Genomic DNA, 13,726 nt, shown 5'->3' on the forward strand with positions numbered 1-13,726 from the left:
ATATACTATTTGATTTTTAAAGACACCTGACTATGCCACAAGACTATCGTGTACCGCATCTGACCACGGCACTGACCGGCCCGTTACTTGAATTAGAAGAACACTTGCTTAATCACTCTCATGCGATAGAAGCCTGGTTTAGGCAAGAGTTTCGCGATACGCCGGCGCCCTTTTACGCGTCAGTGGATTTGCGTAATGCAGGTTATAAGCTAGCGCCCGTCGATACGAACCTATTCCCGGCGGGCTTTAATAATCTGCATCCAGATTTACGCCCTTTGGCGGTACAAGCGGCACAACACGCGATTACCCAGGCATGCCCTGTCACTGATGGCGTGCTAATCATTCCAGAAAACCATACCCGCAATAGCTTTTACCTAGAAAATCTTTACACCCTAAAAGAGATTATTGAAAGCGCTGGCTATGAGGTGCGCATTGGCTCGATTAACCCTGAAATCACTGAAGCACAGATCATAGACCTGCCCTCAGCTAATCGCCTGGTATTAGAACCCTTAGCGCGTGAAAGTAATCGCGTCGGTGTGGCGGGATTTTTTCCCTGTGCGGTATTGTTGAATAATGACTTATCTGCGGGCCGCCCCGCTATTTTAGAAGGCATTGAGCAGGTACTTATGCCGCCACTTGATTTGGGCTGGTCGAGCCGTTACAAAACTCACCATTTTCAGCACTATGCCACGGTAGCTAAACGCTTAGCTGAATTAGTCGATATTGACCCTTGGTTAATTACGCCCGAATCCGTGCAATGTGGCGAAGTGGATTTTAAAAACCCGGCCAGCCTAGAACGCCTAGCCACCAAGGTAAACGAGGTCTTAGCCAAAACGGGGGATTATTACCACGAACATGATATTGACTGTAAGCCGTTTGTGATTGTTAAATCCGATAGCGGTACCTATGGCATGGCGATTATGTCAGTGCAATCAGCGGATGATATTCTCAAGCTCAATCGAAAACAGCGAAATAAGATGAGTTTTGCGAAAGAAGGCTTAGCGGTAGATAAAATGCTCGTGCAAGAAGGCGTTTATACCTTTGAAACGGTTGACAATGCTGTCGCCGAACCGGTGGTCTATATGATTCATAATCATGTGATTGGTGGGTTTTATCGCATTCATACCGGTAAGACCGCGACGGATAATCTGAACTCACCGGGTATGCATTTTGAGCCGATGTCGTTTCAGCAATCGGGTGTGCTACCGGATCAAAGCCAAGGACCGGATGCTGAACCTAATCGTTTTTATGCTTATGGGGTGATTGCGCGTTTGGCACTATTGGCAGCGGCTTACGAAATTAAATATTCCAAAACCGCTAAGCCAGACTAGGCTCTTATCGATTCTCTTGTTCTTGCTGTTCGTCTTGTTGGCAATTCATCTCAGCCAACAAGGCGGTATTCCATAACACAATCCACCAAATCAAATACAACCACAATAAAAACAAAGGTAAGGCCGCTAAGGCGCCATAGACCAAATCATAGGTCGGAAAGGCTTGAATAAACCAAGCAAAACCTCGTTTTAATAATTCAAACTGAATACTGGCCATAATCGCGACCAGGCCTGCTTGCTGCCAGGAAATAAAAGCGGTTGGCACCCATTTAAATACCATAAAGAACACCACAAACCCGACAATCAGCGGTACCAGTTTTAACCATTCCAACATCTTGACCGGTTCATAATCATTCAGTTCTTGCCAAATGGGATAGGCCATTAAACTACTGCTCGCAAACAAGCCCGCACCTAGCAAAATAGGACCCATTAAGCTGATCGCAAAATATTTGCTTATGACCATCCACCAAGTACGCTCACGGCGCACTTGCCAAAAGCTATTAACCTTTTGATCGATATGCCAAAGCAGTAATAAGGTGGTCACCCACATCGCTAGCAGGCCTGGTAAGGCTAAACGACTGGCTTGTTGGGCAAAACTATTTAAGGATTGGGCAACCACGGGTTGAGAATCAGGAATGAAGTGCGTGAACACCATATCCAGCACCAAATTCTGCAAGGGTTCAAATAACGGTGACATAGAGAAGATACTGATCATAATGGCCAACATCGGCACTAAACTGACCAGCGACACATAAGCGAGTGATGAAACCAGGTCCCCGCCTTTACACACCACAAAGCGTTGACCACTGGCAAAAAACAAAGCCAGGCCGGGTAGCCTGGCTAGTTTTGTAAAGGTCGTTTTTAACAAGCGCATTGCATTAGCTCATTCATGATGAGTTAATTACGACGGCTGGCAAATACCATACTTTTCAATAGGTTCAAGCCTTCATAAAGCTCGTAGTCTTCCGACAGCAAACTAGCGGTTTCATCCTGTTTGCTCTCTTCAGTGTCATTAGCACCAGGCTGATTAATGTGACCGTCCAAGTCGGCTTCGCGGCTACGACGTTCTTGGTTCACACGCTCAACTTTCACCAAATCAATTTCAATGTCGGGCTTAATACCCGATGCTTGAATTGAACGACCAGATGGCGTGAAATACAAGGCCGTAGTCAACTTAATCGCCGCACCATTATTGAGCGGTAATATAGACTGCACCGAGCCTTTACCAAAAGTATCACGACCGGCAATAAGTGCTCGCCCGTGGTCTTGCAAGGCACCGGCCACGATTTCAGACGCCGATGCGGAACCTTCATTGACCAACACCACAATCGGCTTGCCGTTCATTAAATCGCCCCGCTTGGCTTCAAAACGCATCTGGGAGTTTTGTAGACGCCCTTCGGTGTATACAATCAAGCCTTCGTTTAAAAACACATTCGACACATCAACTGATGCGCTCAATACCCCACCGGGATTATTACGCAAATCCAATACCAGGCCTGCTAAGGGGCCGCCATTTTCCTGCTCTAGGGCGCGAATCGCGCGTGATAGGTCTTCACCGGTGCGCGTTTGGAACTGGCTAATACGAACATAGCCTAAGTCCGCTTCTAATAGACGTTCACGCACACTGCGTACTTTAATAACGGCACGCTCTAACTCAAACACCAGCGGCTCAGACTCACCACTACGAATGATGGTCAACTTGATGGTGCTGCCAGGTTCGCCACGCATCATTTTCACCGCATCAGTCAAGCTCATCCCCTGTAGTGAGGTATCGTCCAATTTAATGATAATATCGCCAGAACGGACACCGGCACGTTGTGCAGGTGTGTCGTCGATTGGTGCCACAACGCGCACCGCACCGTCTTCCATGCCGACTTCCATACCTAAGCCACCAAACTCGCCACGGGTGCTTTCTTCAACCCGCTCAAAACTTTCTTTTGGCAAATAATCAGAGTGGGGGTCAAGATTGGTTAGCATGCCACGAATCGCATTTTCAAGCATTTTTTCATTTTCAATCGGCTCAAAGTAACCGGTCGATATACGGTCGTAAACCTCAACAAAAGCACGCAATTGTTCAAGTGGCAAACCTGAAGCACTGGAAGCTTGGCGATCAGCCATCACGCTCGTGCCTACGACTAAACTGGCGCCCAGCACACCCCCCATAATCATCCAACTGATTTTCTTTAAACCGGTCACTTTCGCCACTGCCTTATCCTCGTTATGCGCTGTTCAATGCATTATAAGTGATCTTTTTATGACACAAGATCGTAATTTTGCATTAGAATTTGCTGAAATAAAATTAATAATTAGGATACGAATAATCATGAGCGAACACAACCTTTTCGAGATGAAAGAAGACAATATCCTTAAAGCTTCCAAAGCTTTGAAGGCCATGGGCCATCCATTACGCTTAAAAATCCTCTGTGTCTTAAGTGATGGTGAAATGCCGGTGATGGATATCGTGTCAAAGGTTGGCACAACCCAAAGTAATGTGTCGCAACATATTGATATTTTGCGTGAAAAAGGGATTGTTGCGTCGCGTCGCGATGGTAGTAAAATTCTTTGTAGTGTCGCTGATGAAGAAATCATCAACCTGCTACACGCGATGCAAGCAACTTTCTGCCCAACAGCTTAACTTTTATAATTAACCGCTCATAGTTTAACGGGATAAAACGGCTGCCTCCTAAGCGGCAACTCCAGGTTCGAGTCCTGGTGGGCGGACACCTTATTTTCCTAAGTCTTGTTTGATACGACTAAGTACCTGCTCAGTGGCATCTTGGTTTGGTAGACTAGCCAGCTTTGCGGACCCCTCAATCCAGCGTTGGTCTGTAAACCAGCTTTCAATAGCCCTCGCCAAACCCTCCGGCGTCAGATCAGCTTGGATGATTTTTTGGGCCACGGCTTGATTCACCAATACATCGGCATTGGCACTTTGGTGATCATCCACCGCATAGGGAAAGGGAATAAAAATCGCAGCGCGCTTCGCTGCCTGCACCTCGCTCACCGTTAAAGCACCAGCTCGCGCAATAACAAGATCACATCCAGCATAGGCCTTCGCCATATCATCTATAAACGACACCACCTGCGCCTCATTGATATCACAGGCCTCATAGGCTGCCTGTGTGCTGGTTTGATCCGCCGCGCCGGTTTGATGAATCACTTTTGGGCGCTGTTCCTTGGGAATCAAGGCCAGTGCCTGTGGCAGGGTTTCATTTAATGCCCGCGCGCCGCGACTACCGCCGATCACCAATAACTGTTTAGGCGTTGCATCGACATCTTCAGCATTCAGTGCGGCAACCTCTCGAATTGCAGCTCTGACCGGATTCCCCACTAAACATTGATTTTTAACTTTCCAACCGGCCACCGGAAAACCACAAAATACGGTTTTTGCTAGCGGTGCAAGCAAGCGATTAGTGAGGCCAACAATCGCATTTTGTTCATGCAAATAGAGTGGCAGGCCTGCTAATTTAGCCGCTAATCCGCCAGGACCACAGACAAACCCGCCCATTCCAAGTACCGCATCAGGCTGCAGCTGTTTAATTAAGCGATATGCCTGCCAGCAGGCCTGGCTTAGCCGCCAGGGAGCGGTCAACCAACCGCGCCAACCATTACCCCTTAGTCCTTTAACATCAATAGCATAAAATGGCACATTGGCGGACGTCACCCATTGCTTTTCCATGCCATTTGGGGTGCCTAGCCAAACTACTTCCACGCCTTGCGATTGCCAAGCCGTCGCCAGCGCCAATCCAGGAAACACATGGCCACCGGTACCGGCCGCCATAATCATAATGCGCTGTAATTTCTTCATAACACTCCTTGCGGATTTGCTTCTTGCTGAACTGGCGCTGCGATAGCCATAGACCGCGACAAGCGTGTTTCATACTCAATACGAAGGACAAGGCCGATAGCTAACAATGCCATCATTAAACTACTGCCGCCATAACTGACAAAAGGCAAGGTAAGTCCCTTGGTAGGAAACACGCCTAAATTCACACCCACATTAATTAAAATTTGACCGGCGAACATAATCGCTATGCCATAGACCACTAAAGCTTTAAACGGCGCCTCTGGCATCCATGCCGCTTGCGCGATCGCAAACATTCGCCACAGTAACAATCCATAAAGCGACAACAGCAATACCACACCTAACCAACCGGTTTCTTCAGCAAAGACCGCAAACATAAAGTCGGTATGGGCATCCGGTAAGTAGAGTAGCTTTTGTACACTCGCCCCCAATCCGCTGCCCGTCAGGCCACCCGATCCAATCGCCATGAGTGCCTGAGATAACTGATAACCTACCCCGTATGGATCTTGCCATGGGTCCATAAAGTTCATCACCCGTGCCATTCGATAGGGTGAATTGATTACCAACGCAGCGAGTAATGCACCAATCGGTAATACGGTAATCACAAAATAGCGAAAGGGCGCGCCCGCGATAAACAACATACCGACCAACACCCCTGCAATCAGTACCGTCGTGCCATAGTCTGGTTGCAGTAATAACAACCCGGCCATGATGCCAAAGGGTAAAAACAACCGCATGACAGCACTGGCATCCTGCTTAACCGCATCCTGATGACGCTGTAAATAACCGGCTAGAAACAAGATCGTGGCGATTTTCATCCATTCAGCAGGCTGAAAATTCATCACCACCAACGGTAACCAACGTTTGGCACCCCCAATTTCGCGACCAAATATTAACACCAGCGCCAATAGCACCAAACCCAGTAAAAACCATTTACCCCGATGACGTAACCAACTTTCACTCGGCACCATTATTACCAGTGCCGCCAATAAACCACCGAGCCCTAATGCAAAAACTTGACGCTGAAAATAATGCCATTGATGGCCAAAGCGCACCTCACTGACCGCAACCGAACTCGATAGCACCATCACCAACCCCAAGATCACCAGCGCCATCACCATTAAAATGAGTCCGCCATCGAGGGCTCGAATGTCAAAACGCCATGCATTAACCACGCGTTGTGTTCTCCAGAGCAGTCACGCAGGTTGCAAAATGGCGCCCACGATGTTGATAATTGTCAAATTGATCAAGACTCGCACAGGCAGGCGATAACAGCACCGTATCACCGGCTTGTGCTAAGGAGGCAGCCAAATTCACTGCTTCATCCAAAGTTTGCACATGATGGCAAGGCAGATGAGCAGACCAGGCCTGGTAGAGTTGCGCGGCATCACGACCATAAACAATAGCGGCACGCGCGAACTCAGCCAGCGGCTGCGCTAAGGGTGCCATATCCGCCCCTTTCGCATCGCCACCCGCTAATAGCACCAATTTAGCCGGTTGAATGGCCGAGCCCATACTTTTAACGGCCGTCAAGGTTGCACCCACGTTGGTGCCCTTAGAATCATTAATCCAGGTAATCTGGTTAAATTGCGCCACCCATTCAGTACGATGAGGCAGGCCGGCGAAGTTGCGTAACACCTGCTGAACAATAGTGTCATCTATGTCAAACTCCTGCACCAAGGCTAAGGACGCGAGGGCATTTAATAGCTGATGCGGTGCTTGCAGTTTTAACTCACTGACAGGCATAAGGCGCTTTTCACCCTGCGCCAAATAGCTCAAGCCATCCAAGTCCACTTCAATACCCCAATCTCTGGCACTGCGCGGCGGCTGCAAACCAAAATACTGTTTCGGCGTAATATTCGGCACCCAAAAAGGCGTCGGCTCGTCAAGCGGCATGACCGCCAGCTCAGTATCCTGATAAATGGTATTTTTAGATTGAATATACGCATCCATGCCATCGTATCGATCTAAATGGTCTTCACAAATATTCAACACGGTTGACGCACAGGTATGCAATGAATAGGTGGTGTCTAGTTGGAAACTGGACAATTCAAGCACAAACACATCATAGTTCTGCTCCTCGAGCAACAGATCCAAGGCCGCCTTACCGATATTACCGCCCATGCCTGTTTTATAGCCACCTGCTGTCAATAAGCTAGCCGTTAAACTTGTGACGGTACTTTTGCCATTTGAACCCGTTATACCAATAATCGGTGCACTGGCCGCACGAGCAAACAACTCAATATCACCGATAATGTCTATGCCCTTTTGCCTAAATACTTGTAGCCAAGGCTGGCGCAAATCAATGCCGGGACTGATCACCACCAGCGTGGTTTTGGCAAGCCAGCTTTTTGGCAAACTGCCCGTCGCAAATTGAACGTCTGGATAGGTTTGCTTTAAGGTCGTGATATCAAGGGCTTCACGCGTATCATAAGCCAAGATCGCTTCATTGTTATGGGTTAAGTAGCGCAACACCGATTGTCCAGTTATGCCTAATCCAATCACTAGATACATGGTTTATCTCAACTTTAAGCTGGCCAGTCCAATCAACACCAAAATAATGGTGATAATCCAAAAGCGCACAATAATTTGGGATTCATGCCAGTTTTTATGTTCAAAATGATGATGCAATGGCGCCATTAAAAACACCCGTTTACCACGAAGTTTGTATGAACCCACTTGCAAAATAACCGAGAGGGTTTCAATCACAAAAATCCCCCCCATTATAAATAACACGATTTCCTGGCGAACCGCCACCGCGGTCGCACCTAGCGCCGCCCCTAAAGCAAGCGAACCGACATCGCCCATAAAGACTTGCGCCGGATGGGTGTTAAACCACAAAAAGCCGAGACCGGCTCCGACCATCGCGGCCATTAAAATCGTTAGCTCGCCGACCCCTGGAATATGTGGAATGTCTAAATAGGCTGCAAAAACGGCATGGCCGGAGGCATAAGCAAACACACCCAAGGCAGCGGCGACCATCACCGTGGGCATAATCGCCAAGCCATCTAAACCGTCCGTTAAATTCACCGCGTTGGAGGTACCGACTATCACAAAGTAACTCAACACAATCACCCAAGCACCTAAATAGATATAGGTGTCCTTCATATAGGGAATGAGCAACTGAGTTTCTGCTGGTACCTGCGCAAAATGATAAAAGCCAAAAGCGGCAATTAAACCAATGACGGACTGCCAAAAAAACTTGGTCCGCGAGCGCATCCCTTCCGGGTCACGATAGACCACTTTTTTATAGTCATCGATAAAGCCGATCACCCCAAAGCCAAACATGGTAAAGCTAACCAAGAGAAGATAAAAGTTACTAAGGTCACCCCACAATAATAATGCGATGGCAATGGCAAACAAAATAAGTGTACCGCCCATCGTAGGGGTGCCCGCTTTAACCAAATGGCTTTGTGGCCCATCTTGTCGAATGCTTTGCCCTACTTTTAAGCGCGTGAGCCAGCGAATCACTGCCGGACCAATTAAAAAGGAAATAATCAACGCCGTTAGCACACTCATAATGGCACGTACGGTGATGTAATTAAAAACCGTAAAGCCGCTATGAAACTGGCTTAAATACTGACTAAGATAAATGAGCATCGGCAATCCTTTGAGTTAGGCCAGGGCGCAACTGATCCATTGCGGCACTGCGCGAGCCTTTAATTAAGACGACCCAGGGTTCGCCAGTTTGATAAAGGGTAAATAAGTGTTCAATCATCGCCGCGTGTTCGGCGGCTTGGGCCAAGGTTTTACCGCTTGCTAACGACTTAAAGCCCGCGACATAATCGTCGGCATTGCCACCCTGTGCCCAGAGTTGGCGCACACCTAATTTAACCGCCTGCCGACCAATTTGATAATGGGCCTCAGCAGCGGTACTGCCTAACTCTGCCATAGATCCTAAGCAGGCCAGCATCGGCTTGTTATCCGGACTGGCAAGCGCATGTAGACTATCTAACCCTGCCGCCATCGAGCTTGGATTAGCGTTGTAACTATCATCAATTAAGGTGAGTTGACCCAGCTGAAAAATCTGCAACCGACCATCTGTACCCGTAAACTTGGCAAACACCGGTGCAATGTCATCCCAATCCCAATTTAACACCTGTGCCACCGCTGCGCCTGCCGCAAGATTGTAGGCGTTGTGAACCCCTAGTAACGGGCTAGTGACGGTGCGCCAGGCCTGCTGATAATACAGCTCAAACTGAATGCCTTGCTTGGTGGTGGACACATTTCGAATCCGAATGTCAGCTTGTGCAGCCTGGCCAAAACTCATCGCTTTACGACCACTTCGGGTCAATTTACCAAACCAGTGGCTAAAACCGGGCGAATCAGTATTAATGATGCCAACGCCATCAGGCTTTAAGCCATGCATAATTTCGCCTTTAGCGGTAATAATGCCATCAAGACTGCCAAAACCTTCAAGATGAGCCGGGGCAGCAAGGGTAATAATCGCAATATCCGGTTCAGCTAAGCGGGTTAAACAATCAATTTCGCCTTGATGGTTCGCGCCCATTTCAATCACTGCATACCGGTGCTCATCACGCAAACGTAATAATGTGCGTGGCACACCAAATTGATTATTTAGATTGCCTTGTGTTGCAAGTGTTGGCCCCTTAGTCGCGAATAGAGCAGCAAGCAGTTCTTTAACGGTCGTTTTACCGTTCGAACCAGTCACCGCCACTAAACATTCAAGCTGTGCGGCTTGTCGGTGGGCCTGCCCCAACCGTCCCAACGCGCGGGTGGTATCCGACACTAATAAACAAGGCACAGTTTGTTTAGCATAGTTTTTATTGCTAATGATGCAGGCCACAGCACCCTGCTCAATCGCTTGGGCGATAAATCGATGACCATCAAATCGCGTCCCTTCAATCGCAATATAGACATCACCTGGCATGACCGCGCGTGAATCCGTGACCATCTGAGCAACCGCTAAATCAGCTTGCGCTTGCCATTTAGTGGGTAGAATCACATTTAACCATTCTGCTAGCTGTCCCAGCGTCCAGCGTCCAAATCGCATTACAGTCCGCCCTTTGTCAGTTGTCATGGCGTCCAATCCTTTATTACTTGTTGATCCGAAAAGGCAAAATAGATACCGTTAATTTCTTGTGTTGTCTCATGGCCTTTGCCGGCAATTAAAACCCAATCACCCTCTTTAGCACCAGCCAAAGCGGCTTCGATGGCTAGCTGACGATCCGGCTGAATCATGATTTTCAGCTGATCATATCCTGATGGCAGGCCTGCTAACATATCGTTAAAAATCATGTCAATTTGCTCGCTACGCGGGTTATCACTGGTTAATACCAAATGATCCGCAAGTTGATAAGCCACGCTGGTCATCGCTGGACGCTTGGTTTTATCACGATCCCCCCCACAACCAAACACCACCCATAGCGCAGCGGTTTTATCTATTGCTGAACGTTGTTTATTAAGGGTTAATAACACTTGGCGCAGTGCGTCCGTAGTATGAGCAAAATCGACAACCACTTGGAGTGGCTTAACACAACTAACCTGCTCTAAGCGACCACTGGGGGCATGCAATGTTTCAGCGAGGGCAACCAAGTCCGCTAAATTAAAACCCACCGCCAATAATATTCGTAGGCTACATAGTAAATTTTCAATATTATACTCACCCAACAAAGACGAATTCAGCTGGAAGCGCTTTTTCTGCCAAGCCAAATCGAGTTGATAACCCTTGGCTAGCGCTTTATGTTTAACCAAACTTAAACTGTTTGGATTAGGACCAGCAAAAGCAGGTGCTGATTCACGAGGATAGTAGCCAGCTAGTAATGGCATAGCTTCTGATGGATAACTGGCGATTGCTTTTAACAATTGCTGACCTACCGAATCCTGTTGATTAATGACCCAATAACCCGATTGACCGGGTAATGAACGAAGAAAAAAATCCATCTTAGCTTGATGATAGGCTTGAAGCGACCCGTGAAAATCGAGATGATCTTCTGTTACCTGTGTCATGGCTTTGACTGCAAAGGCTAATCCGTCAATCCGCCCTTGCACAACAGCATGAGAGGACACCTCCATTACCGCATATTTGCAACCTTGCTGTTGAGCAGCGTATAACCAGGCCTGAATCGTTAAAATATCGGGGGTGGTATGTCCTGTACTCACTAAATCCGGATAAACCCCGGCGCCCAAGGTTCCCATTAAGGCAACTCGATGACCTAATTTATGCAATGCTTGCGCCGTGAGAAAACTGGTGGTGGTTTTGCCGTTGGTACCGGTTATGCCAATTAAACAAAGCTCACGACTCGGATGGTCATAGAACCAGTTAGCAAGAGTGGCTAGTCGCTCCGCTAAGGCAGGTACCAACCAAACAACAAGACTCTCCGGAATCGCCGCTGGACACTGATCCGTAATCATTAATCGCGCACCGGCTTGAACCGCTTGTGCGGCAAAACTGTTGGCATGAACACGTTGACCTGGCAGTGCAATAAAGACACTATTTTCAGTGCAGTAACTCGCATGCCGAAATAAGCCATTGACCCCCAAACCACCTAAACTGGCACCAAACATTTGGGTAATATCCTTCGCTAAAAAGGTTTCTAATTGGGCAAATGTTTTAGGGGACGCTTGCATCATGGCACGCTCACTAAATCAGGATCAACATTACGAATGCGCAAAGCATGGGTCATGACTTCACGAAAAACGGGCGCGGCTACTGTACCCCCACCATATATGCCTCGACTCGGCTCATCAATCATTACCGCAACCAAAATTTGCGGACGACTGACTGGAGCTAAGCCAACAAACATAGCTTGGTATTGATCTAGTTGATAAACTCCGCCAGCGGTCTTATGCACCGTACCGGTTTTACCTGCGACTCGATAACCGTCAACACTGGCTGCGACTGCCGTGCCACCTGGCTGCGTTACACTCTCCATCATTAACAATACCGCTTGAGCACTCTCGGGTGAAATGACCTGACGGGGTTGTGGGCGCACGTGATTATCGACTAACATCAAAGGAGTTATCTGCCCCTGGGTACCAAAAATTTGATAAGCCTGTGCCAATTGTAACAAGGTAGCATTAAAACCATACCCGAACGAATTAGAGACCTGATCCATCCCTGACCAGTTAGCGAAATGACGCAACCGTCCATTTTGCTCGCCTGGTAAAAAAAGGCCAGTATCATGACCAAAGCCAAGCTGGGTCATAAATTCCCACTGAGTTGCACGCGTCATTCTTGGCACTAACTTAGCCATTGCAACGTTACTGGACTTTTGCACTACACCTGTCAAAGTTAACTCACGATAGTTAATAGCATCACTAATTAAATGGCCATGCAAGCGAATATGACCAGGATGGGTATCAACCACTTCATCCTCAGAGACCAACCCCTCATCTAACAACTTAGCAATAATCAACGGTTTTATTGTTGAACCTGGCTCTATCAGCGTTGAAATGGCACGATTACGAATCGCCTCACCGCTTATTTGGCTGCGGTCATTTGGATTAAAACTAGGTTGATTGGCGAGGGCTAAAATTTCAGCATTGGCAAGGTCAATCACCACAACAGACCCACCTTGCGCTTGATGCTTAACCAAACTATCGTGTAAAGCTTTGTGGGCAAAGTATTGAATATCACTATCGAGGGTTAGTTTTAATTGCTGACCAGGCTGCATATCTTGCTGAGTAGCTACCGAAGATACTACACGCCCTTTTAAATCCTTGACCACTCTAAATCGACCTGATTGACCGCTAAGCCACTGGTTATAAATGGCTTCTAAGCCATCTTGACCAATATCATCAATATTGGTGTAACCCACCAAATGGGCAGTAGTATGAGCTTGGGGATAATAGCGACGATATTCATGTTTAACATAAACAAAAGGTAAATTCAGCGCGGCGACTGCCTCACCGACTTCGGGCACTAGTCCTCGGCGAAGATAGAGATAACGTCGTTGTGACTGCTGCTCAACCATACGAACCAAACTGGCAGGCGATACCTCTAGCACGCGGGCCAAATCCGCTAAAATGCGCCTTTTTTCTGGATGGGCGTTTAGCCGATTAGCATCGACCCAAATAGAATTTATCGGCGTACTGAGTGCAAGAACCTTATCGTTACGATCTACAATTTGACCGCGTGGAGCCGGTACCTCGATAACGCGCAATTGACGCTTGTCCGCTTCTGCGTTCAAAAAATCCGCATGTAACCATTGTAAATAAAAAGCACGACCCACTAACGCCAGCAGGCCTGCTAACAAAATAAACAGAATGATGCGTGCTCGAATAGACGAGTTCATCGGTTAGGTTCTTCGGTTAAAACGAGATAACGAATGTGTTGCGGACGCTGCATTTTTAGATCAGTTCTTGCCTGCTGCTCCACCAACAACGGGGCGGTTAAATGTGCTGACTCTAAAACCATTTGGCCCCACTGCTCTTTTAATTGAGCATGATAGACTAGTTCGCTGTAATACTGGGCCTCAAGCTCCCTGATTTGATGTTGCAGCAATACTTTAGCCATCATCGCCAAGCCCAATATAACCACCAAAATCAAAGTAAAAAGCCCACCCATATCAAAACGCTTGATAGGAGTAGGCTTAGGCTCGTACCCTTGCATCCTCAGACGACCACA

Annotated in this window: 12 protein-coding genes and 1 tRNA gene; 3 read left to right on the top strand and 10 right to left on the bottom strand. The window is 47.7% G+C overall.

Annotated features, from left to right (window positions below; genetic code table 11):
• Window positions 1–32: 32 nt before the first annotated feature.
• Window positions 33–1,331 (top strand): glutamate--cysteine ligase, encoded by a 1,299-nt coding sequence (gshA, locus tag THIAE_RS08310; protein WP_006460985.1) that lies wholly within the window; start codon window positions 33–35, stop codon window positions 1,329–1,331.
• Between the two features lie 4 nt (window positions 1,332–1,335).
• Here the strand turns inward: gshA and THIAE_RS08315 are convergent, their stop codons facing one another.
• Both THIAE_RS08315 and THIAE_RS08320 read right to left on the bottom strand, forming a co-directional pair.
• Window positions 1,336–2,205 (bottom strand): YihY family inner membrane protein, encoded by an 870-nt coding sequence (locus THIAE_RS08315; RefSeq protein ID WP_006460984.1) that lies wholly within the window; start codon window positions 2,203–2,205, stop codon window positions 1,336–1,338.
• 23 nt (window positions 2,206–2,228) lie between these two features.
• Window positions 2,229–3,536 carry a S41 family peptidase gene (locus tag THIAE_RS08320; protein WP_006460983.1) on the bottom strand — a complete coding sequence of 436 codons (1,308 nt, stop codon included), beginning with the start codon at window positions 3,534–3,536 and terminating at the stop codon, window positions 2,229–2,231.
• Window positions 3,537–3,654: 118 nt separating this feature from the next.
• On the opposite strand from THIAE_RS08320, the gene THIAE_RS08325 reads away from it, so the two are divergent.
• On the top strand, window positions 3,655–3,966 hold the full coding sequence (locus THIAE_RS08325) for an ArsR/SmtB family transcription factor (RefSeq protein ID WP_006460982.1): 312 nt from the start codon (window positions 3,655–3,657) through the stop codon (window positions 3,964–3,966).
• Between the two features lie 13 nt (window positions 3,967–3,979).
• A tRNA-Arg gene (locus tag THIAE_RS08330) sits at window positions 3,980–4,052 on the top strand.
• 4 nt (window positions 4,053–4,056) lie between these two features.
• Here the strand turns inward: THIAE_RS08330 and murG are convergent.
• From murG to ftsL, 8 genes are read right to left on the bottom strand one after another with little or no spacing between them, the layout of a single operon-like run.
• Entirely contained in the window at window positions 4,057–5,139 is a 1,083-nt protein-coding gene (murG, locus tag THIAE_RS08335) for an undecaprenyldiphospho-muramoylpentapeptide beta-N-acetylglucosaminyltransferase (RefSeq protein WP_006460981.1), read from the bottom strand.
• Window positions 5,136–6,311, bottom strand: a complete 1,176-nt coding sequence (ftsW, locus tag THIAE_RS08340; RefSeq protein WP_006460980.1) for a putative lipid II flippase FtsW — start codon at window positions 6,309–6,311, stop codon at window positions 5,136–5,138. Before ftsW ends, murG begins: the two co-directional genes overlap by 4 nt.
• Window positions 6,304–7,650, bottom strand: coding sequence for a UDP-N-acetylmuramoyl-L-alanine--D-glutamate ligase (gene murD / locus THIAE_RS08345; protein ID WP_006460979.1), 1,347 nt, complete (start codon window positions 7,648–7,650; stop codon window positions 6,304–6,306). The genes ftsW and murD overlap by 8 nt, the downstream gene beginning before the upstream one ends.
• Window positions 7,651–7,653: 3 nt before the next feature.
• Window positions 7,654–8,736 carry a phospho-N-acetylmuramoyl-pentapeptide-transferase gene (mraY, locus tag THIAE_RS08350; protein WP_006460978.1) on the bottom strand — a complete coding sequence of 361 codons (1,083 nt, stop codon included), beginning with the start codon at window positions 8,734–8,736 and terminating at the stop codon, window positions 7,654–7,656.
• On the bottom strand, window positions 8,720–10,177 hold the full coding sequence (locus tag THIAE_RS08355) for a UDP-N-acetylmuramoyl-tripeptide--D-alanyl-D-alanine ligase (protein WP_006460977.1): 1,458 nt from the start codon (window positions 10,175–10,177) through the stop codon (window positions 8,720–8,722). The genes mraY and THIAE_RS08355 overlap by 17 nt, the downstream gene beginning before the upstream one ends.
• Window positions 10,174–11,730 (bottom strand): UDP-N-acetylmuramoyl-L-alanyl-D-glutamate--2,6-diaminopimelate ligase, encoded by a 1,557-nt coding sequence (locus THIAE_RS08360; protein ID WP_006460976.1) that lies wholly within the window; start codon window positions 11,728–11,730, stop codon window positions 10,174–10,176. The genes THIAE_RS08355 and THIAE_RS08360 overlap by 4 nt, the downstream gene beginning before the upstream one ends.
• Window positions 11,727–13,394 carry a peptidoglycan D,D-transpeptidase FtsI family protein gene (locus THIAE_RS08365; RefSeq protein ID WP_006460975.1) on the bottom strand — a complete coding sequence of 556 codons (1,668 nt, stop codon included), beginning with the start codon at window positions 13,392–13,394 and terminating at the stop codon, window positions 11,727–11,729. The genes THIAE_RS08360 and THIAE_RS08365 overlap by 4 nt, the downstream gene beginning before the upstream one ends.
• Complete coding sequence (gene ftsL / locus THIAE_RS08370) at window positions 13,391–13,666, bottom strand: cell division protein FtsL (protein ID WP_239232370.1); 276 nt, start codon at window positions 13,664–13,666, stop codon at window positions 13,391–13,393. The genes THIAE_RS08365 and ftsL overlap by 4 nt, the downstream gene beginning before the upstream one ends.
• Window positions 13,667–13,726: the final 60 nt, after the last annotated feature.

The sequence above is a fragment of the Thiomicrospira aerophila AL3 genome, assembly GCF_000227665.2.
In the GTDB taxonomy this organism is placed as follows: Bacteria; Pseudomonadota; Gammaproteobacteria; order Thiomicrospirales; family Thiomicrospiraceae; genus Thiomicrospira; species Thiomicrospira aerophila.